The following is a 19,734-nucleotide window of genomic DNA, read 5'->3' as shown; positions in this document are numbered from 1 at the left end:
CGGGGCTGGTGGAGACGCGCACCGGGCTCATCGACCCGGCGGAGCTCGCCGAACGGCTCGGGCTGCGCCGGCCCACCGACGAGCAGGCCGAGGTGATCGCGGCGCCGTTCGCGTCCGCCCTGGTCACCGCGGGCGCCGGGTCGGGCAAGACCGAGACGATGGCCGCGCGGGTCGTGTGGCTGGTGGCCAACGGCATCGTCACCCCCGACCAGGTGCTCGGGCTGACGTTCACGCGCAAGGCCGCCGGGCAGCTCGCCGACCGCATCCGCCGCCGGCTGCGGCGCCTCGCGGGCGACCCGCTGCTCGACGAGCTCGACCCCACCGGCGAGCGGCGGGTCCTCGTGCGCACCCTCGAACCGACGGTGTCGACCTACCACGCCTACGCCGGCCGGCTGCTCACCGAGCACGGACTCCGGCTGCCGACCGACCCCGGGGCGCGCCTGCTCTCGCCGACGGCGTCCTGGCAGCTCGCCCACCGGGTGGTGTCGTCCTGGACCCGCGACCTCGACACCTCGCTGGTGCCGACCAGCGTCACCGGCTACGTCCTCGCCCTGGCCGGCGAGCTGGGGGAGCACCTCGCCGAGCCCGAGGCGCTGCGTGGGCACGCCGAGGCCCTGACCCGGGTGATCGAGTCGGCGCCCCCGGCCAAGGGCCAGCGGCCCGGCCTGCCCCAGGCGCTCGCGCGGATCGTCGAGCGGCAGCGGTTCCGGGTCGCGCTGCTGCCCCTGGTCGAGGAGCTGGCCGCCCGCAAGCGGAGCGAGCGGTGCCTGGACTTCGCCGACCAGATGGCCGCCGCCGCCCGCCTCGCCGACGAGCACCCCGAGGTCGGGCAGGCCGAGCGGTCCGCGTTCCGGGCGATCCTGCTCGACGAGTACCAGGACACCGGCCACGCCCAGCGCATCATGCTGCGCGCGCTGTTCGGGGGCGACGAGCAGACCGCGGTGACGGCGGTCGGGGATCCCTTCCAGTCGATCTACGGCTGGCGAGGGGCGAGCGCGGCGAACCTGCCGCGGTTCGTCACCGACTTCCCGCGCCCCGACCCCGACGGCGAGTGGGTGGCCGCCCGGCGCTTCGGGCTGCTCACGAGCTTCCGCAACCCGCCGGAGGTGCTGGCCCTCGCCAACGGCGTGGTCGAGCCGCTGCGCGAGCCCCGCGCCCTCGACGCGGTCGGCGAGCTGCGGGCGTTCGCGGGCGCACCGCCCGGCGACGTGCACGTGGCCCTGCACGAGGACGTGGTGGCCGAGCGGGCGTGGCTCGCCGACGCCGTCGCCGACCGCTGGCGGGCCGCGCTCGACCGCGACGAGGCGCCGCCCACGAGCGCGGTCCTGGTGCGGCGGCGCGCCGACATGACCGAGCTCGCCGCCGCACTGCGGGCCCGGGACCTGCCGGTCGAGGTCGTGGGCCTGGGCGGGCTGCTCGACGAGCCCGAGGTCCGTGACCTCGTCTCGGCGCTGCGTCTCGTGGTCGACCCGCTGGCCGGGGGCGCGGCGGTCCGGCTGCTGACGGGGGCGCGGTGGCGGATCGGGGGCGCGGACCTCGCCGCGCTGTGGCGGCGCGCCCGCGAGCTCGCGGCGCCGCCGGTCCCCGAGACGGCACCGACGGCGGGCGCGCCCGACCCGGTCGCCGACGCCCTCCCCGGCGAGCACGCCGAACGGGCCGGGCTGGTCGACGCCCTCGACGACCCGGGGCCGCCCGACCGCTACTCCCCGGCCGGGTACGCCCGGCTGCGGCGGCTCGCGCGCGAGCTGGTGGGGCTGCGCCGGCGGGTGACCGCGCCGCTGGTCGACCTGGTCGCCGACGTCGAGCGCACCCTGCTGCTCGACGTCGAGGCGGCGTCGCGGCCCGGCGAGGTCGGCCGGGCGCACCTGGATGCGTTCGCCGACGTCGTGGCCGACTTCGCCGGCGGTGCGGCCGCGTCCGGGGGCACCGCCACCCCGACGGCCCTGCTCGCCTACCTCGACGCCGCCGAGGAGGCCGAGGACGGGCTGACCCCGGGCGAGGTCGACTCGACCGCCGGCGCCGACCCGGCACTCGGCGGCGCCCGCGTCCAGGTCCTCACCGTGCACGCGGCCAAGGGCCTGGAGTGGGAGGTCGTCGCGGTGCCGCACGTCTGCGCGAAGACCTTCCCCGGCCCGAAGCTCTCCGGCTCGTGGCTCACCAGCATCGCCGCGCTCCCCGCCGAGCTGCGCGGCGACCGGCCCGACCTCCCCGAGCTCGACGTGACCGGGGTGACCGACCGCAAGGAGCTCACCGAGCGGTTGGACCGCCACGAGCAGGAGTTCGACGACCGCCGGCTCGTCGAGGAGCGCCGGCTGTTCTACGTCGCGCTCACCCGCGCCGAGCGGACCCTGCTCGTCTCCGGGCACTGGTGGGGCGAGACCGGCGACAAGCCCCGCGGGCCGTCGGACTTCCTCACCGAGGTCGGGGAGGTCGCCCGGCGCGGCACGGCCACCGTCGACACGTGGGCCGAACCGCCGCAGGAGGGCGCCGCCAACCCGCTCGCCGAGGTCGAGCGCGCACAGGAGTGGCCGGTCGACCCGCTCGGGGTGCGCCGGACCGCCGTGGAGGAGGGGGCGGCGCTCGTCCGGGCGGCGCGCGGGCGGGTGGCGACCGGCGACGACGCGGCGGCGGCCGCCGACGACCCCGACGGGTGGGCCGCCGACGTCGACGTGCTCCTCGCCGAGCGCGCCGCCGCCCGCGAGCGCCACGCCCGCGTGCTGCTGCCGCCGCAGCTCTCGGTGAGCCAGCTGGTCGACCTCGCGGCCGACCCCGCGGCGCTCGCCCGCCGGCTGCGCCGGCCGGTCCCGCGCCCACCCGATCCGCGGGCCCGCCGCGGGACGGAGTTCCACGCGTGGGTCGAGCGGTGGTTCGCCAAGACCGAGCTGCTGGAGTTCGACGAGCTCCCCGGGGCGGCCGACGAGGACCCCGGTACCGACGACGCCGCGTCCGCCGACCTCACCGAGCTGCAGGAGCGGTTCACGGCGAGCCGCTGGGCCACGCGGACCCCGGTGGCCGTCGAGGTGCCGTTCGAGACCGAGGTCGAGGGCACCCTGGTCCGGGGCCGGATCGACGCGGTGTTCGCCGACCCCGACGGCGGGGCCACCGTCGTCGACTGGAAGACCGGCGCGCCGCCCGCTCCCGAGGCCATGCCCGCGCTGTCAGTGCAGCTCGCGGCGTACCGGCTCGCGTGGGCGGCACTGTCGAGGACGCCGGTCGAGCGCGTGCGGGCGGCGCTGCACTACGTCCGCGCCGACCGCACGGTCACCCCGTCCGATCTCCTCGACGCGGGTGGGCTGCGGGCGCTGGTCGCGTCCGTGCCGGTCGAGGTCCGCGAGCCCGAGGGGGACGACGTCGTGGTGCACCGCGGTCCGGCGGCGCCGTGGTCCGACGACGACGCCGACCCCGACCACACCGGCTTCGACGACGGCGACCGCGACCCTCGCTGAGCCCTCGCGCGCGTAGTTGGGTGTGTTCGGCCCCTGCCGAGGGGCACGTGGCGCAGGTGGGGCCCGCGGTGGGGTGCGCTGTGTGCTCCCGATCAAGCCCGTGCCAGGCCGGGCACCTGCCGAGGGGCAGCTTGGCGCAGGGCCGTGGCGGGTCAGGCCACTCGGCGCTCGGCCCCGGCCCGGCACCCAACCGAGTGGACCCTCAGGGCTGCTGGCCCAGCCATCTGAGTCCACTCGGCGCTGCCTGACGTGCCCGTGGGCTGGTTGACCGCAGCGTCGGTTCGACGAGGGGCACATCGCGCAGGCGCAGCCCCGCCGTGAGATGCGCTGTGTGCGCCTGATCAAGTACCGGGGCAGGCCGGCCCCGCCGAGGGGCACGTCGCGCAGCCCTGCGGCGGGTCTGGGCTGCCTGACGTGCCCGTGATCATGGTGGGCCGCAGTGGCGGGGCCGGCCCGACGCGAGGGGCACATGGCGCAGGCCCGCGCCCGGCCACGGGGTGCGCTGTGTGCTGTTGATCAAGCCCGTGCCAGGCCGACCCGGGTTCCGACGAAGGGCGCCCACGGCCCATCTATCCGAGCGAAGGGGCCCATCGCTCGACACCGCCGCCACACCGCCGCCACACCGCCGCCACACCGCCGCCACACCGCCGCCACACCGCCGCCGCACCGTCGCCCCGCGAGGGGACGATCCGGCCGCTCTATCCGCAAGAGGGTTCCCCTCGCGCGGCTCGGAAGGGCGGATGATGGACGCCGTGAGCAACGTCGAGACGGCGCCGGACGAGATGGTGTGCGGCGAGGACACGCGGCCGCAGCGCGCGGCGGTCGAGATCCTGACGCCGCGGGCGGTCCCCCTGGGCGGGCCTCGCGCGATGACCGTGCGGCGCACCCTCCCGCAGCGGCAGCGTTCGCTGATCGGCGCGTGGTGCTTCCTCGACCACTACGGCCCCGACGACGTCGCGGCCACCGGCGGCATGGACGTCGCCCCGCACCCGCACACCGGCCTGGCCACCGTGAGCTGGCTCTTCACCGGGGAGGTCGAGCACCGCGACAGCCACGGCGTCCACGCGATCGTGCGCCCCGGCGAGCTCAACCTCATGACCGGCGGGCACGGCGTCGCCCACTCCGAGGTCTCCACCCCGGACACGACGACGCTGCACGGCGCCCAGCTGTGGCTCGCCCTGCCCGACGCCCACCGCGACACCCCACGTGCCTTCGCCCACCACGCGCCGGCGCCCGTCCACCTCGACGGCGGGATCGCCCGGGTCTTCCTCGGCACCCTCGCCGGCGACACCAGCCCCGTCCCGACGTTCTCGCCCCTCCTCGGCGCGGAGATCGTCCTCGAGCCCCGCACCACCGTCGCCCTCGACGTCGACCCGGCCTTCGAGCACGGCGTCCTCGTCGACACCGGCGACGTCCGCGTGGGCGGCGACGGCGTCACCCCGGCCGACGTGGCGGCGGCCGAGCTCGCCTACCTCGCCCCGGGATCGGGCCGGCTCGAGCTGATCAACGACGCCGCCACCCCGGCCCGCCTGCTCCTGCTCGGCGGGGCGCCGTTCGGCGAGCAGATCGTGATGTGGTGGAACTTCGTCGGCCGCACCCACGACGAGATCGTCGCGTTCCGGGCGACCTGGGAGGACGACCCCGAGAGCCGCTTCGGCCACGTCGAGGGCTACGTCGGCCCCGACGGCAGCACGGCCCGGCTCCACGCCCCCGCGCTCCCGAACGCCCGCATCCGCCCCCGTGGCTGACGCTGGGTAAGCGCCTGCCCTCACCCTCGGTGAGCGATCGCCGACGATTCTCGGTCTTGTGTCACTCAGAGTGGTAACTCTAGGGTCACTTGCAACGCGCTTCACCCGAAAGCGCGACAGGTTGACTACGGAGGGTTTCACCATGACCGAGCTCGCCCGCCCCTTCGCCGAGACCACTGCGACCCGGGAGATCGCCGACCTCCGCAGAGCCGTGTCTGGACCCGTGTGGGATCCGGGGGACGTCGACGTCGTCGCCGAGCTCGCCGGCTTCAACCTCGCGCCCGTCCACCAGCCCGTCGCCGTCCTCGGGGCCACGAGCGCCGAGGACGTCGCGGCGGCCGTGCGCTGGGCGCGGGCCCGGGGCATCGGCGTCGGCGTCGTCGCCACCGGCCACGCCGACTTCTCCCACCGCGGCGTGCTGGTGATCTCCACCAAGCGCCTCGACCGCTGCGACGTCGACCCGGAGGCGCGCACCGTCACCGTCGGCGCCGGCGTGAAGTGGTCGCGGGTCCTCGAGGCCGCGGTGCCGCACGGCCTGTCCGCGGTGACCGGGTCGTCGTCGGACGTCGGGGTCGTCGGCTTCTCCACCGGCGGCGGCATCGGCCCGATCGTGAGCCGCTTCGGCTACGGCGCCGACCGCGTCCGTCGCATGCGGGTCGTCACCGGCGACGGCGCGGTCCGCGAGGTCTCGCCCACCGAGGACCCCGAGCTCTTCCACGCGATGCTCGGCGGGAAGGACGCCGCGGGCATCGTCGTCGAGATGACCGTGGAGCTCGTCGAGATGACGCGCTTCTACGGCGGGTCGATCTTCTTCGACGCCGCGGACGCCTCCGCGGTCATGCACGCGTGGCGGCGCTGGCAGCCCACGCTGACGGAGAACACCACGACCTCGATCGCGATCCTGCGGATGCCCGACATGGAGGCGGTCCCGCCGCCGCTGCGGGGGCGCACCGTCGTGCAGCTGCGCGTCGCGCACCTCGGCCCGGAGATCGAGGGCCTCGAGGTCGTGAGCCCGATGCGCCGGGTCGCCACCCCGATCCTCGACATGGTCGAGGAGAGGCCGGCCGCCGCGATGGACGCCGTCCACTGCGACCCGACCGAGCCGATGCCCGCCTGGGCCACCGGTCAGTTCCTGCAGTCGGTCGACGACGACACCGTCGACGCCCTGCTCGCGGCCGCCGGCCCGCAGCACGAGCTGCCGCTGATCATGGTGGAGCTGCGGGCGATCGGCGGGAAGGGCATGCGGGGGACCGCCGGCTGCGTCCCGCGGTCGCCGTTCCTCGTCGGCATCATCGCGCCGATGGTCCCGCCGCTGGTCGAGGTCGTGCCGGCGGTCGCGCACGGTGTCCTCGACGCCCTCGCGCCGTGGTCGGACGGCACCGTGCCGGTCAACTTCGCGTCGCCGCAGACGATCGCCGCGCGCCCCGGGGCGTGCTGGAGCGACGAGGCGCGGGCGCGGCTGGTCGAGGTCTCCCGGCGGGTCGACCCCGACGGCGTCCTCGGCGGCCGCCGCCTCGGGCTGCGCTGAGGGAGGCGGGCACCGTGCGCGGCCCCGGCTGGACCAGCGAGGCGCTCCTCACCCTCGACGCGCTCGTCGACGGTCCGGTCCACCCGCCCTTCAGTGTCGACGCGGCCCTCGAGCTCGCCCTCGCCCGGCCGCTGCCGGTGCGGACGCAGCGTCGGGTCGTCGCCGTCGTCGGGGCCACCGGCACCGCCGACGTCGCCCGCGTGCTCGCGTGGGCGGCCGAGCACGACATCGAGGTCGTCGTCCTCGGGGTGGGCGGGGGGCACGCGGCCCGCTCCGGGGACCGTCCGGTCGTCGCACTCTCGCTCACCCGCGCCGACCGGACCGTCGCCGATCCCGCCCGGGGCACCGTCCGGGCCGGGGTCGGCGCGGCCTGGGCGGCGGTGCGCCGGGTGGCGGTCGACGCCGCACCCCGGCCCAGCACCGCGTTCGCGCGGCCCGGCACCGTCGCGGCCGCGCTCGGCGCGACCACCCTGCGCGGGGCCACCGTCGTCACCGGCGACGGCGTGGTGCACACCCTCCCGGGCCCGGGATGCGCGACGGAGCTGTGGTGGGCCCTGCGCGCCCACCCGGGTGCGGTCGGCGTCGTGACCGCCGTCGTCCTCGACGCGCGCTACACCACGGCGGTGATGCCGCGGGAGCGCACCGCGGCGGCCGAGCTGCTCCGCCTCGTCCAGCTCTCCCGCCGGCACGACCCGGCCGGGCTGCTCGGCGTCCCTCACCCGTTGTGAGGCGCCCGGGAGCTCAGGCCTCGGCGCGCACCCGCAGCGCGTGCGTGATCATCGGGTACTGCAGCGGTAGCCGTCCGACGGCGGCCGCGCGCAGCGGCCACGGCTTGCGCCGCCAGTCCCACGCCATCTGCAGGTTCGCCGGGTAGACGGCGAGGAAGAGCCCGACGGCGGCCGTCGCCCCGAGGCGGCGGCTGGCGGGCCGGGCGATCGCGGTCCCGACGGCGAGCTCGGCGACCCCGCTCGCGTAGGTCCAGAAGCGGGCCGGGCCGGGGATCCACGGCGGCACGATCGTGTCGAACGGGGCGGGCACCGCGAAGTGCAGCACGCCCATGCCCACGAGCGGGCCGGCGAGCAGGGCGGCGCGTCGGGCGGCCGGGTCGGGGCGGGGACGACGGCGGCGCAGCGAGGGGAGGCGCATGTGATCACCTTCCCAGACGACGACGGGCCTTTCCTGCCACTGGATGCAAGCAACGACGCTCCGCTGGCATCCACGGTAGTCACCGGCCGACCGCGTACCCCTGCATCCCCCGCGGGTTCGCCGCCCCCCACAGCACCCCGCGCGCGTGGTCGATCCCGACGGCCGACAGCCGCCCGAGCGCCCAGTCGCCGGCCCGCGAGATCCGGTGCCCCCGGCGCGCCAGCCCGGCGATCACCGCGTCGCCGAGCCGGTCCTCGACGACCGCCCCGCCGGGCTCCCGGTCGCGCGGCCAGAACGAGCCGGGCGCCGACGTCGAGTGCAGCGCGGGCGCGTCGATCGCCGCCTGCGGTGACCACCCCCCGACGAGCGTGCGCAGCAGGTAGAGCAGCTGCCACTGGTCCTGCTGGTCGCCGCCGGGGGAGCCGACGGCGGTGACCGGGCGGCCCTCGTCGTCGAGCACGAGCGTCGGGGTCAGCGTGGTCCGCGGGCGCCGCCCGGGCGTCAGCGTCGAGGGCAGCCCCTCCTCCAGCCACGTCATCTGCAGCCGTGTCCCCAGCGCGAACCCGAGCTCCGGGATGACGGGCGAGGACTGCAGCCAGCCGCCGGAGGGCGTCACCGACACCACCGCGCCCCACCGGTCGACGACGTCGAGGTGGCAGGTGTCCCCGCGCACCTCGCCGTCGGTCCCGGGCTCGCCCTCGAGGGTCACCGTGGGCTCACCGACCGCCGAGCTCGCCGAGACCCCCGGCGCCGCCCCGGCCACCGCCAGCTCGGCCAGCCGCGGTTCCCGGCCGCCCACCCGCCCGGGCCGGAGATCGGGCGAGGCGTCCTCGGTGATCAGCGACCGCCGCGCGTCGAGGTAGGCCGGGTCGAGCAGGTCGGCGAGCACGACCGCGTCGGGCACGTCCCCGAACCACGCGTCCCGGTCGGCCTGCGCCAGCTTGATCACCTCGAGCACGAGGTGGGCGCCGGCCTCGGTCGAGGGGTCGAGCGCGGCATCGTCGTACGGCTCGAGCAGCGCGAGCATCTGCAGCAGCGCCGGGCCCTGCCCCCACGACGGCGTCTTGGCGACGCGGTGCCCGCGGAAGGTCCCGACGAACGCGTCGACCACCGACGCCCGCCAGCCCGCCGAGTCGGCGACGGTCAGCACGCCGGCGTGGTCGGTGCCCGACGCGTGCCGGTGCGGCTTGCGGCAGAAGGCCTCGACCGCCTCGGCGACGAACCCCTCGGCCCAGACCGTGCGCACGGCGTCGACCCGGGCTTCGCGCGTCGGGCCCCGGGCCGCGTCGGCGAGCCGGCCGAGGGTGTCCGCCCAGGCCGGGTTGCGCAGCACCTCGCCCGGCCCCGGCAGTCGTCCCCCGGGCAGCCACAGCGCCGCCGACGAGGGCCAGTGCTCCCGGAAGAGGTCGGCGACCGCGCCGATGGTGGAGCCGACCCGCGCCACCGCCGGGAACCCGTCCCGGGCGTAGCAGACCGCCGGGCCGACGACGTCGCCGACCTCCCACGTCCCGTGGTCACGCAGCAGCAGGAGCCAGGCGTCGGTGGCCCCGGGGATCGCGGCCGCGAGCGCGCCGGCCCCGGGCACCCGGTCGAGGCCCTCGTCGCGGTAGCGGGCCGCCGACGCGGCCGCGGGCGCGGGGCCCTGCCCGTCGAGGACTCGCGGGGTCGGGTCGTCCGCGGTGGTGAACACCGCGGTGAGGTCCCCGCCCGGCCCGTTGAGGTGGGGCTCGACGACCTGCAGCACGAAGCCCGCCGCGACCGCCGCATCGAACGCGTTCCCGCCGCGCTCGAGCACCGCCATCGCGGTCGCCGAGGCGGCCCAGTGCGTGGAGGCGGCCATCCCGACGGTGCCCTCGAGCGTGGGCCGGGTGGTGAACGCGGGCGGCCGACCGAAGCTCATCACCGCATCGTCGCGCACGACACCGCTGCTCGCAGGAGGTGAGATACGAAAACAATATCTGTCAGTGCGTTGTTGACACTCAACGGTTCGATTGAGCAGAGTACCCGTATCGCTCCCGCAGCCCCCGCCGGAGCGTCACCGGCAGAGGAGAACCGCGATGACCACCGCCACCCGCCCCGAGTCCGCCCCCGCCGCCCCGGGCCGGCCGCGCACCGTCACCGCGGGCCTGTGGACGCTGCAGGTGCTGCTCGCGCTCCTGTTCGTGGGCGGGTCGGGCCTGCCCAAGCTGGTCGGCGAGTCCTACGCCGTGCAGATCTTCGACGAGCTCGGCTCCGGCCAGTGGCTGCGGATCGTCGTCGGGCTGTGCGAGGTGGCGGGCGGTCTCGGGCTGCTCGTCCCGCGCCTCGCCGGCCTCGCCGCCACCTGTCTCATCGCCCTCATGGTCGGGGCCACCGCCGCGCAGCTGTTCTTCCTCGACGCGGGCTACTGGTACACCCCGGTGATCGTCGGGGCGCTCCTCGTGGTGATCGCCCGGACCCGACGCACCGGGACCGCCGCGCTCGTGACGCGGGCCTGAGCTCCCGGGCTACCGTGGCCGTCGTGACGAGCACCGTGCCGCTGTCCGGGACCGTCGAGCAGGCGGAGGTCGCCCGGCGCGCCGACGCCTTCGTCGAGGAGCTCTCCCAGTGGCTGCGGATCCCCTCGATCAGCGCCGACCCCGGGTACCACGGCGACGTCGCCCGTTCCGCGGCCTGGCTGGAGGCGACGCTGCGCCGCGACGGCTGGCCCACCGTCGAGGTGTGGTCGGACACCGAGGCGCTGCCGGCGGTGTACGCCCACTGGCCGGCGGCCGACCCCGACGCCCCCACGGTGCTGGTCTACGGCCACCACGACGTCCAGCCCGCCGACCTCTCCGACGGCTGGTCGTTCGAGCCCTTCCACCCCAGGGTCGTCGGGGAGGAGCTGCGGGGCCGCGGCGCCTCGGACGACAAGGGCCACATCGCGATGGTGCTGCTCGGGGTGCGGGCCCACCTCGCGGCGACCGGCGCCGCCGCGCCCGCGGTGTCGCTGAAGCTCCTGGTCGAGGGCGAGGAGGAGTCGGGGTCGGCCCACCTGGCCGAGCTCCTCGCCGCACACGCCGACGCCCTGGCCTGCGACGAGATCGTCGTCACCGACACCGGCATGGTCGACCGCGAGGTGCCGACCGTCTGCACCGGGATGCGCGGCATGGTCGACCTCGAGGTCGTCTTCCACGGCGCCTCGGTCGACCTGCACTCCGGCCAGTTCGGCGGCGCCGTGCCCAACCCGGTGACCGAGCTCGCCACCCTGGTCGCGGCGTTCCACGACGACGCGGGCCGGGTCGCCGTGCCGGGCTTCTACGACGACGTCCGCGAGCCGACCGCCCGCGAGCGCGAGGCCTGGGCAGCGCTGCCCTTCGACGAGCCCGCCTGGCTCGCGGGCTCGGCCGCCGGCGCCACCGCGACGGCGGGCGAGGCGGGCTGGAGCACCTACGAGCGGCTCTGGGCGCGCCCGACGGCCGAGGTCAACGGCCTGCACGGCGGCTACGCCGGGCCCGGCCACAAGACGATCGTGCCGCACCGCGCGTCGCTGAAGATGACCTTCCGGCTGGTCGCCGACCAGGACCCGGCCCGCATCAAGGCCCTCGTCGAACGGTTCGTGTCCGAGCGCATCCCGGCGGGCATCGACGCCGAGGTGTCCACCGGCGGCCCCGGGGTCCCGCCGTTGATCTGCGACCTCGACTCCGACCTCGTCGCCTCCATCCGGGAGGCCATGGGCATCGCGCTCGGCGCGGAGGTCCTCCCGGCCCGCGAGGGCGGCAGCGGGCCGGAGGCGCTGCTGTCCACCGAGCTCCGCGCGCCGCTGGCCTTCCTCGGCGTGATGCTGCCGGGCGACCGCATCCACGCCCCGGACGAGCGCGCGGTCCTGCCGCTGCTGCTGGCGGGCGCCGAGGCGGTCGCGCACCTGTGGCGGCTGCAGGGGGAGCGGGCCCGCTGAGCCGTCCGGAACGACTCGTTCCGGACATCGGGCGTCAGGAAGTCGGCGTCGACCCCGCGCACTCGCCGTCGCGGACCCGGCGTCCCGTTCGGCGGCAGCAGGGCCGTGCGGGTCGCCGGTCGGCGCCGCGGAAACCCGTAGGTGTAGCAGTCGGTCATCGTGGGTAGCGAGGCGGGGATCCCTCGATCGGGTCCGGCGCGGCGTCGGCAGAATCACGTCCGTGTCACTCCCCGGTGCCCTCGCCTCGCACGGTCGCGTCCCGGTGCTCGCCGACCGCGCCGCGAGACCGGCGCGCCGCCCCGCGGGGCGCACGCTCGGGGTGCTCGTCGCGCTCGCGCTGGGCGCCATGGCCGTCGTCGTCGTGGTGGTCCCCCAGGTGCCCGTGCTCGCCCGCACCATCGGGATGGCGCCCGCCGCCCCGGCCCCGGCCCCGGTCCCGATGGTCACGGTGACCGCGGTCGTCACCGCCACCGCCTCGTGCGTGTCGGCCGAGCCGCACGACCAGGTGGTCATGAACCTCGGCGGCACCGCCCACCCGGCCGTGCTCGACGGCTGCGGTCGTCCCCCGGGCACCCCGGTGCCGGTCGTGGTCCCCGCCGACGGGCACTTCTCCGGGCCCGTCACGGTCGCCGGCAGCGGCGCCCGGACCCCGACGGCGACCACCGACGTCGCCGGGCAGGGCGTCTCGCCCCTGGTCGCGCGTCTCGAGCTCGCGCTCGCCGTGGCCGCGGCGCTGGGCGCCGGCTCCCTGCTCGTCGTCGCCCGCGGGAACACGCGGCGGCCGGCCCCCCGGGCCGGCACCGGCCGCGTCCCGACCCAGCGCCGCCGGCCGGCGGGGCCGCGGCGCACCCACGGTCCCCACGCCGTGCGCCCCACGCGGGTGCGGACCACGCGATCGGCCGCGGGCGCCTCCGCCCGGCGCCCAGCCACTGCTCGCCGTCGCCGTTAGGGTCGGGGCGTGAGTACGGCCGCCCGCCCCCCGATCCCCGGTGCCGCCCCGGCACCACCCAGCTCCCCCGCGCGAGGGGCGGAGCGCCACCGCCTCACGCTCGACAACGGCCTGCGGGTGCTGCTCGCGCCGGACACCGCCAACCCCGTCGTCGGGGTCGCGGTCCACGTCGACGTCGGGTTCCGCAGCGAGCCCGAGGGACGCACCGGGTTCGCCCACCTCTTCGAGCACCTGATGTTCCAGGGCTCGGAGAGCCTGGAGAAGCTCGCGCACTTCCGGCACGTGCAGGGCTCGGGCGGGGTGTTCAACGGCTCGACCCACCAGGACTACACCGACTACTTCGAGATCCTCCCGGCCGCGGCGCTGGAGCGGGGGCTCTTCCTCGAGGCCGACCGGCTGCGGGCCCCGAAGCTGACGCCGGAGAACCTCGCCAACCAGATCGACGTGGTCAAGGAGGAGATCCGGCTCAACGTCCTCAACCGGCCCTACGGCGGGTTCCCCTGGATCCTGCTCCCGCCGGTGCTCTACTCGACCTTCGCGAACGCCCACAACGGCTACGGCGACTTCACCGACCTCGAGCGGTCCTCCCTCGACGACGCCGCGGCGTTCTTCGACGCCTACTACGCGCCGGGCAACGCGGTGCTCACCGTGGTCGGCGACTTCGACGTCGAGGACGCGGCGGCGCTGGTGGAGCGACACTTCGGCGACATCCCGGCGCGGCCGGTGCCCGTTCGGCCGTCGTTCGGCGAGCCGGGTCCCGACGGCGAGCGCACCGAGTCGGTCGTCGACGCGCACGCCCCGCTGCCGGCGCTCGCGCTGGGCTACCGGATGCCCGACCCGGGGACCGACCTGCCGGGCTACCTCGCCCACGCGGTGCTCGCGAGCCTGCTCACCGACGGCGAGGCCGCCCGGCTGACCCAGCGGCTGGTCTACGGCGACGGGCTGGTCACCGACCTCTCCGCCTCGCCCGGGCTCATGGGCGCCCCGCTCGACGCCCGCGACCCCGACACGTTCACGATCACCGCGGTCCACCCCGACGGGGTCGAGCCCCGCCGCATCGTCGACGCCGTGGACGCCGAGCTCGCCGGCCTCGCCGCCGGCGGCCCGGACCCGGAGGAGCTCCGGCGGGTGACCGCGCGCTGGTCCGCGGCGCTCTACCGCGAGCACGACCGGCTGATGAACCGGATGCTCGCCCTCGGGTCGGCCGAGCTGGTCCACGGGCGCGCCGAGCTGTCCGACGAGCTCCCGGCCGCCATCGCCGCCGTCACCCCCGAGACCGTCGCCGCGGCGGCGGCCGCGCTGCGCCCCGACGCCCGCGCCCTGCTCGTCCTCACCCCGGGAGCGAACGCATGAGCGCCGAATCCACGGTCCAGCTCCCCGACCGGAGCGCTCCCTCGGATGGGGCGTCTCCCCCCACCACCGCCACCCGCCGCTCCGCCGCCGAGATCGGGCGGACCCCCACCGGTCCCCGCGAGCTGCCCCCGCTGCGCCCCCAGCCGGAGGTCCCGGCGCCCGAGGAGGTCGACACCGTCCTGTCCTCCGGGCTGCGGGTGATCGCGGTCCGCCGCCCGGCCGTGCCGATGGTCGAGGTCCGGCTGCGGATCCCGTTCTCCGACTCCGACCCGCGGCACACCGCCGTCGCCGAGGTCCTCGCCTCCACGGCGCTGTCCGGGACGTCGCGGCGCAGCCGGGTCTCCCTCGACGACGACCTCGCCGGCGTCGGCGGCGAGCTCGGCTTCTCGGTCGACCCCGAGCGGCTCGCCGCCGCCGGGCACGCCCTCGCCGAGGGGCTCCCGACGCTGCTCGACGTCGTCGCCGACGTCCTGACCTCCGCCACGTACCCCGCGGACGAGGTCGAGCGCGAGCGGGAGCGGCTCGCCGAGCGCATCCAGGTCGCGGCCGCGCAGCCGTCGGTGATCGCCCGCCGGGCCCTGCAGCGTCACCGCTACGGCGACCACCCCGTCACCCGGGAGATGCCCGAGGTCGACGAGGTCCTCGGCGTCGGCACCGAGGAGCTCCTCGCCCTGCACCGCCGCATGGTGGTGCCCTCGGGGTCGGTGCTCGTGCTCGTCGGCGACCTCGACCCCGAGGCCGCCGTCGCCGCGGTGCAGGCGGCGCTCGCGGCGTGGGACTCCCCCGGCGAGGCGGCCGTGCTGCCGCCGCTGCCCGAGCTGCACGGCTCGGAGCTGCTGCTGGTCGACCGGCCGGGCGCCGTGCAGTCGCAGCTGCGGCTCTCCGCGGCCGCGATCCCGCGCACGGACCGGCGCTATCCCGCACTGCAGCTGGCCAACCTGGCGTTCGGCGGCTACTTCTCCTCGCGGCTGGTCGAGAACCTCCGCGAGGACAAGGGCTACACCTACCACGCGTCGTCCTCGCTGGAGTTCGACCCGTACGGCGCCGCGCTGCTCGTCGAGACCGACTGCGCCTCCGAGGTCACCGCCGCGGCCCTGCTGGAGATGCGCTACGAGCTGGGGCGGGCCGCCGTCGTGCCGCCCTCGGCGACCGAGCTGGAGTCCGCCCGCCGGTACGCGATCGGCTCGCTGCTGATCTCGATGACCACCCAGGCCGGGCTGGCCTCGACGCTGGCCGGGCTCGCCGGGGTGGGGCTGTCCTCGGCGTGGGTGCGCGAGCACCCGCAGCGTCTCGAGGCGGTCACCGCGGAGGAGGCGGCCGCCGCGGCCGCCGAGTTCCTGGCGCCCGCCCGGTTCACCGGCGTCGTCGTCGCCGACGCGGCCACGACGGCGGCGTCGCTCACCGCGCTCGGTGGGATCCGCGTTCCCGGGGGATCATCGAAGGCGTGACGACCACTTCGGCGACCTCGGGCACTTCGGCGACCTCGGGTCCGGACCTGAGGGGCGCGTTCCACCTGGACACCCTGCCCCGCCTGTCCCGGTCGACGGTGGACCGGCGCGAGCAGGTGCGCGACGACCCCGAGCACGTCGCGTCGACGTGGCCCCTGTCGCGGGTGGTCCGGGTGGACCCGCGCGGGCGCACCCCGGTGGAGGAGACCGACGACGGGTCGCTGCGCCTGGTCACCGCCCCGGCCCGCGACTTCGGGGACACCGTCCCCGAGGGCGCGGTGCTGCTCGGCGAGGAGGACGGCACCACCTACTGGGGTGTGCGGGTGCCGGATCCGGACGAGTCCAACGATGCCGGGTCCGGCTTCTCGGCGCTGGAGCTCTGGCGCGACCTGCGGATCTCCGGCGGCGACCTCGACTCCCGCTCGGCCGGGCTCCTGACGACGGCCGTGGCGCTGCTGTCCTGGCACGAGCGCTCCCGGTTCTGCGGCCACGACGGCTCCCCGATGCGCGCGATCAAAGCCGGGTGGGCGCAGCTCTGCGAGGCCCACGACCACGAGGAGTACCCCCGCACCGACCCGTCGATGATCTGCCTCGTCCACGACGGCGCCGACCGGGTGCTGCTGGCCCGCCAGCCGATCTGGCCCGAGGGCCGGTACTCGGTGCTGGCCGGGTTCGTGGAGGCCGGCGAGTCGCTGGAGGCGTGCGTGGCGCGGGAGTGCGCCGAGGAGGTCGGGGTCGCCGTCTCGACGATCACCTACCTCGGGTCGCAGCCCTGGCCCTTCCCGCGCTCGCTGATGATCGGGTTCTCGGCGGTGGCCGACCCGGACGCGCCGATGAAGCTCCAGCAGGGCGAGATCGAGAACGCCCGCTGGGTGACGCGGGACGAGCTGCGCGAGGCGCTGGCCGCCGGCGACTGGATGACCCGCGAGGGCGAGAGCCCGCTGACGCGGCTCTCGGGGGCGCGCGGGGTCGGGGGGACCGCCTTCGAGGCGGGGGAGGACCGCGACCTCATCCTGCCCGGCGGGGTGTCGATCGCGCGGGCGATGCTCGAGGCGTGGGCGGCGGCGGGCTGATCGGCGGGCCGCGACGGTGTGGCTTTTCGGACGGTGAACGTCTGCGATGCGACACCGCTGACACTCACCGTCCGGAAAGCCACACCGACACCGGACCTCACCGCGACGGGTAGACCGTCCCCGCGGCCTTGACCGTGCGGATGACCGGGGCCGTCTCGACGCCCTGCACGCCGGGCAGCGCCGCCACCTTCGTCGTCAGGTACCGGTAGAGCGACGGCGCGTCGGGGCTCGCCACCGACGCGTACACGTTCGTCCGCCCCGTCGTCGCCGCCGCGAACGGGACCTCGGTGTGGTGCGCGAGGGCCCGCCCGGCCGCGTCGAGGTCGGCCGGCAGCACGGACAGGTAGAGCATCGTGCGCATCGGCAGCGCGTGGGACTCGGGTGCCACGTCGACGTCGAGGTAGAGCAGCCCGCCGGCGCGCAGGTCGTGCAGCCGCCGCCGCACCGTCGACGGCGAGGTCCCGCCCTCGCGCGCGAGGTCCTCCACCGGGGTCCGCCCGTCCGCGCGCAGCAGCCGGAGGATCCGCCGGTCGACGTCGTCGAGCCGCGGCGGCGGCCCCGCGGCCGGCACGTGCTCGCTCAGCCGCGCCACCTGCTCGTCGTCGAGCGGTCCGACCTTGCTGTACGGCTCGTGCGCGCCGCCGTAGAAGACGTGCAGCACCTGGTGCGCGCTCACGTCGAGCACCCGCGGGGTGCGGGGGAGCTTGGCGAGCAGCATCTCCCCGGCCGCGGCCGTGTCGCGGGCCCGCAGCGAGCAGGTGACCTCGGTCCCGCCCGAGCTCAGGCTGATCCACGACGTGTCCGGGCGCCGGGCCAGCGCGTCCGCGATCTCGGGCGCGGCGTCCGGGGCGCACCGGGCGCGGACCATCCACTGGTCGTCCCCGACGACCGCGGGGTCGCTGACGCCGATCACCCGCAGCGCCTGCGCCGAGCGCAGCCGCGCGTAGCGGCGGGCGACCGTCTGGTCGGACACCCCGAGGACCTCGGCGATCCGCCGGAACGGCGCCCGCCCGTCGACCTGGAGCGCGTGCAGGAGGGCACTGTCGAGGTCGTCGAATTCCACCGTCGCGAGCCTCCTCGATGTCGATACCCGCCGAGGTGGCGGTGGTGACGCGTCCATCGACCCACCGGGTGTCGACGATGGTGGCACCGGCGGCACCCGTCGTCGAGAGGATCCGTCCGGAGGAGGACCGATGCGTGTGTGGTGGCCCCTGGTGGCCGTCTGCCTGGGCACCTTCATGCTGCTCGTCGACGTCACGATCGTGAACGTCGCCCTGCCGCCGATCGCCGCGTCCCTGGGTACGTCGTTCGGCGGCCTGCAGTGGGTGATCGACGGCTACGCGCTCGCCCTCGCGGCCCTGCTGATGGTCACGGGCACGCTCGCCGACCGGTTCGGCCGCCGTCGCCTGTACCTCGTCGGCCTCGGGGTGTTCGCGGTGGCGTCGCTGGCCTGCGGCCTGGCCCCGTCCGTCGGTGCGCTCGTCGCGGCCAGGGTCGTGCAGGGGGTCGGCGGCGCCGCGATGTTCGCGACGACGGCGGCCCTCATCGCGACCACCTACCACGGCCGGCAGCGCGGCACGGCGTTCGGCGTCTGGGGCGCGGTCAACGGACTCGCCGCCGCGTGCGGCCCGCTGCTCGGCGGCCTGCTCACCGAGGCCTGGGGCTGGCGGGCGATCTTCCTGGTCAACCTGCCGGTCGCGGTGCTCGCCGTCGTGCTCACCCTCGTCGTCGTGAGTGGGTCCGGGGCGGGAGGCGGAGCCCGCGTCGACGTGGCGGGCGCCGCGACCTTCACCGTCGCCTCGGCGGCGCTGGTCTACGGCCTGGTCTCCGTGGGCGAGGACGGGTGGGGTGCGACGGCGACCGTGGTCGCCCTGGTGCTCGCGGCGGTCGCCCTCGTCGCCTTCGTGGTCGTGGAGCGACGGGCCGCGGCGCCGATGCTCGACCTCGCGCTGTTCGCGAACCGGTCGTTCGCCGCGCTCCTGGCCGCGGCCGCCGTCCTGCAGGCCGCCGCCTTCGCGCACCTCGCCCTGGTCTCGATCTGGCTCCAGTCGGTGCTCGGGCTCTCCCCGATCCGGGCGGGCCTGGTCGCGCTGCCGTTGAGCCTGGCGTCCTTCGTCGTCTCGGTGTCGGCGGGGCGGTTCCTGCACGGCGGATCCCCCGCGCGCCCGATCGCCGGCGGTCTGGCGCTGATCGGCGTCGGGGTGCTGCTGATGACGCTGGTGGCGCCGACGTCGGGGCCGTGGGTGCTGGTCACGGGGCTGGTCGTCGCGGGGCTCGGCGTCGGGCTCGCGACCCCGGTCCTCGTCTCGGCGACCCTCGCGGTGCTCCCGCCGGCCCGTGCCGGCGTGGGCAGCGCCGCGGTGAACACGTTCCGCCAGCTCGGTCTCGCAGTCGGGCTCGCGGTGCTGGGGACGATCTTCGCGGGGCGGGTCACGACGGTGCTCGCGGCGGCCGGGACGTCCGACCCGACGGCGACGGCGAACGCGCTGGCCGGCGGCCGGGCCGCCGAGGTGGTCGGGGCCGGGGACGCGACGACGGCGCTGGTGCACCAGGCGTTCGCGGCCGGGCTGGACCGGGTGTTCACGGTCGCCGGGGTGGCCGCGCTGGTGGCGGCGGTGGTCGTGGCGGTCTGGGTCCGGGCCCGTCCGGCGGTGGTGGCGGCTCCGGAGCCGGCTCCGGCTGCGGAGGCGCCGACCTCCTGAACGAGCGAAGGGCCCCCTCGCTCGATCTACTCGAGCGAGGGGGCCCTTCGGCCAGTACGACGGCGGCCCGGCCGTTCCGGCGGTGGGCGCCCCTGGCCGCTCTATCCGAGCGAATGTGCCCTCGCTCGGAACCGGTACCTCAGATGCCGGACGCGGCCTCGGCCTTCGCGAGCGCGCTCTTCACCTCGGCGAAGCTCGGGTTGGTCGCGGCTGACCCGTCGGGGTAGACGACGGTCGGCACCGTGCGGTTGCCGCCGTTGACCCGCATGACGGTCTCGGCGGCGTCCGGGGTGCGCTCGATGTCGACCTCGTCGTAGCCGATGCCCTCGCGGTCCAGCTGGCTCTTCAGCCGCCGGCAGAACCCGCACCAGCTGGTCGTGTACATCGTCATCTGCGCCATGTGTGGAACAACGCGCCGACCCGCC

15 protein-coding genes are annotated in these 19,734 nt (G+C 76.3%); 11 read left to right on the top strand and 4 right to left on the bottom strand.

The window, feature by feature from the left end:
* Positions 1-5: 5 nt before the first annotated feature.
* The 4 genes from HH311_RS03020 to HH311_RS03005 all read left to right on the top strand — a co-directional run bounded on the left by HH311_RS03020 (position 6) and on the right by HH311_RS03005 (position 7,450).
* On the top strand, positions 6-3,446 hold the full coding sequence (locus HH311_RS03020) for an ATP-dependent DNA helicase (RefSeq protein WP_169182628.1): 3,441 nt from the start codon (positions 6-8) through the stop codon (positions 3,444-3,446).
* A 752-nt stretch (positions 3,447-4,198) separates the two neighbouring features.
* Positions 4,199-5,194: a pirin family protein gene (locus tag HH311_RS03015; protein WP_169182059.1), complete on the top strand. Its 996-nt coding sequence runs from the start codon at positions 4,199-4,201 to the stop codon at positions 5,192-5,194.
* A 142-nt stretch (positions 5,195-5,336) separates the two neighbouring features.
* On the top strand, positions 5,337-6,722 hold the full coding sequence (locus HH311_RS03010) for an FAD-binding oxidoreductase (protein ID WP_169182058.1): 1,386 nt from the start codon (positions 5,337-5,339) through the stop codon (positions 6,720-6,722).
* 14 nt (positions 6,723-6,736) lie between these two features.
* Entirely contained in the window at positions 6,737-7,450 is a 714-nt protein-coding gene (locus HH311_RS03005) for an FAD-binding protein (RefSeq protein WP_169182057.1), read from the top strand.
* Between the two features lie 13 nt (positions 7,451-7,463).
* Here HH311_RS03005 and HH311_RS03000 read toward each other — a convergent pair whose 3' ends face one another.
* Positions 7,464-7,868 (bottom strand): hypothetical protein, encoded by a 405-nt coding sequence (locus tag HH311_RS03000; protein ID WP_211189484.1) that lies wholly within the window; start codon positions 7,866-7,868, stop codon positions 7,464-7,466.
* 79 nt (positions 7,869-7,947) lie between these two features.
* Positions 7,948-9,768 (bottom strand): gamma-glutamyltransferase family protein, encoded by a 1,821-nt coding sequence (locus HH311_RS02995; RefSeq protein ID WP_169182056.1) that lies wholly within the window; start codon positions 9,766-9,768, stop codon positions 7,948-7,950.
* 157 nt (positions 9,769-9,925) lie between these two features.
* Here HH311_RS02995 and HH311_RS02990 point away from each other — a divergent pair, with 157 nt between their 5' ends.
* From HH311_RS02990 to nudC, 6 genes are all read left to right on the top strand, one after another.
* The gene (locus tag HH311_RS02990) at positions 9,926-10,345 is read left to right on the top strand and encodes a DoxX family protein (RefSeq protein WP_169182055.1); all 420 of its coding nucleotides are present in this window, start codon (positions 9,926-9,928) and stop codon (positions 10,343-10,345) included.
* Between the two features lie 23 nt (positions 10,346-10,368).
* Positions 10,369-11,784: a M20/M25/M40 family metallo-hydrolase gene (locus HH311_RS02985; protein WP_169182054.1), complete on the top strand. Its 1,416-nt coding sequence runs from the start codon at positions 10,369-10,371 to the stop codon at positions 11,782-11,784.
* A gap of 220 nt (positions 11,785-12,004) precedes the next feature.
* Positions 12,005-12,733, top strand: coding sequence for a hypothetical protein (locus HH311_RS02980; protein ID WP_169182053.1), 729 nt, complete (start codon positions 12,005-12,007; stop codon positions 12,731-12,733).
* A 33-nt stretch (positions 12,734-12,766) separates the two neighbouring features.
* On the top strand, positions 12,767-14,086 hold the full coding sequence (locus HH311_RS02975; RefSeq protein WP_169182626.1) for a pitrilysin family protein: 1,320 nt from the start codon (positions 12,767-12,769) through the stop codon (positions 14,084-14,086).
* A complete protein-coding gene (locus HH311_RS02970; RefSeq protein WP_169182052.1) occupies positions 14,083-15,534 on the top strand; it encodes a pitrilysin family protein in 1,452 nt (483 codons plus the stop codon). Before HH311_RS02975 ends, HH311_RS02970 begins: the two co-directional genes overlap by 4 nt.
* A gap of 47 nt (positions 15,535-15,581) precedes the next feature.
* Positions 15,582-16,607, top strand: coding sequence for an NAD(+) diphosphatase (nudC, locus tag HH311_RS02965; RefSeq protein WP_169182625.1), 1,026 nt, complete (start codon positions 15,582-15,584; stop codon positions 16,605-16,607).
* A gap of 97 nt (positions 16,608-16,704) precedes the next feature.
* Here the strand turns inward: nudC and HH311_RS02960 are convergent, their stop codons facing one another.
* A complete protein-coding gene (locus HH311_RS02960; RefSeq protein ID WP_312029903.1) occupies positions 16,705-17,670 on the bottom strand; it encodes an AsnC family transcriptional regulator in 966 nt (321 codons plus the stop codon).
* A 130-nt stretch (positions 17,671-17,800) separates the two neighbouring features.
* On the opposite strand from HH311_RS02960, the gene HH311_RS02955 reads away from it, so the two are divergent.
* The gene (locus HH311_RS02955; protein ID WP_169182050.1) at positions 17,801-19,309 is read left to right on the top strand and encodes a DHA2 family efflux MFS transporter permease subunit; all 1,509 of its coding nucleotides are present in this window, start codon (positions 17,801-17,803) and stop codon (positions 19,307-19,309) included.
* A 139-nt stretch (positions 19,310-19,448) separates the two neighbouring features.
* Here HH311_RS02955 and HH311_RS02950 read toward each other — a convergent pair whose 3' ends face one another.
* Positions 19,449-19,700 carry a mycoredoxin gene (locus tag HH311_RS02950; RefSeq protein ID WP_282439454.1) on the bottom strand — a complete coding sequence of 84 codons (252 nt, stop codon included), beginning with the start codon at positions 19,698-19,700 and terminating at the stop codon, positions 19,449-19,451.
* Between the last annotated feature and the right edge of the window lie 34 nt (positions 19,701-19,734).

The organism is Actinomycetospora sp. TBRC 11914, from assembly GCF_012933465.1.
In the GTDB taxonomy this organism is placed as follows: domain Bacteria; phylum Actinomycetota; class Actinomycetes; order Mycobacteriales; family Pseudonocardiaceae; genus Actinomycetospora.
Note: the sequence above shows the minus strand (reverse complement) of the source record. Positions and strands in the feature narration are given on the sequence as shown.

Excerpts from the sequence above, each read along its gene's own strand:
- HH311_RS03010 (WP_169182058.1), top strand. The coding sequence starts at position 5,337 with ATGACCGAGCTCGCCCGCCCCTTCGCCGAGACCACTGCGACCCGGGAG.
- HH311_RS03000 (WP_211189484.1), bottom strand. The coding sequence starts at position 7,868 with ATGCGCCTCCCCTCGCTGCGCCGCCGTCGTCCCCGCCCCGACCCGGCC.
- HH311_RS02995 (WP_169182056.1), bottom strand. The coding sequence starts at position 9,768 with ATGAGCTTCGGTCGGCCGCCCGCGTTCACCACCCGGCCCACGCTCGAG.
- HH311_RS02990 (WP_169182055.1), top strand. The coding sequence starts at position 9,926 with ATGACCACCGCCACCCGCCCCGAGTCCGCCCCCGCCGCCCCGGGCCGG.
- HH311_RS02970 (WP_169182052.1), top strand. The coding sequence starts at position 14,083 with ATGAGCGCCGAATCCACGGTCCAGCTCCCCGACCGGAGCGCTCCCTCG.
- HH311_RS02955 (WP_169182050.1), top strand. The coding sequence starts at position 17,801 with ATGCGTGTGTGGTGGCCCCTGGTGGCCGTCTGCCTGGGCACCTTCATG.
- HH311_RS02950 (WP_282439454.1), bottom strand. The coding sequence starts at position 19,700 with ATGACGATGTACACGACCAGCTGGTGCGGGTTCTGCCGGCGGCTGAAG.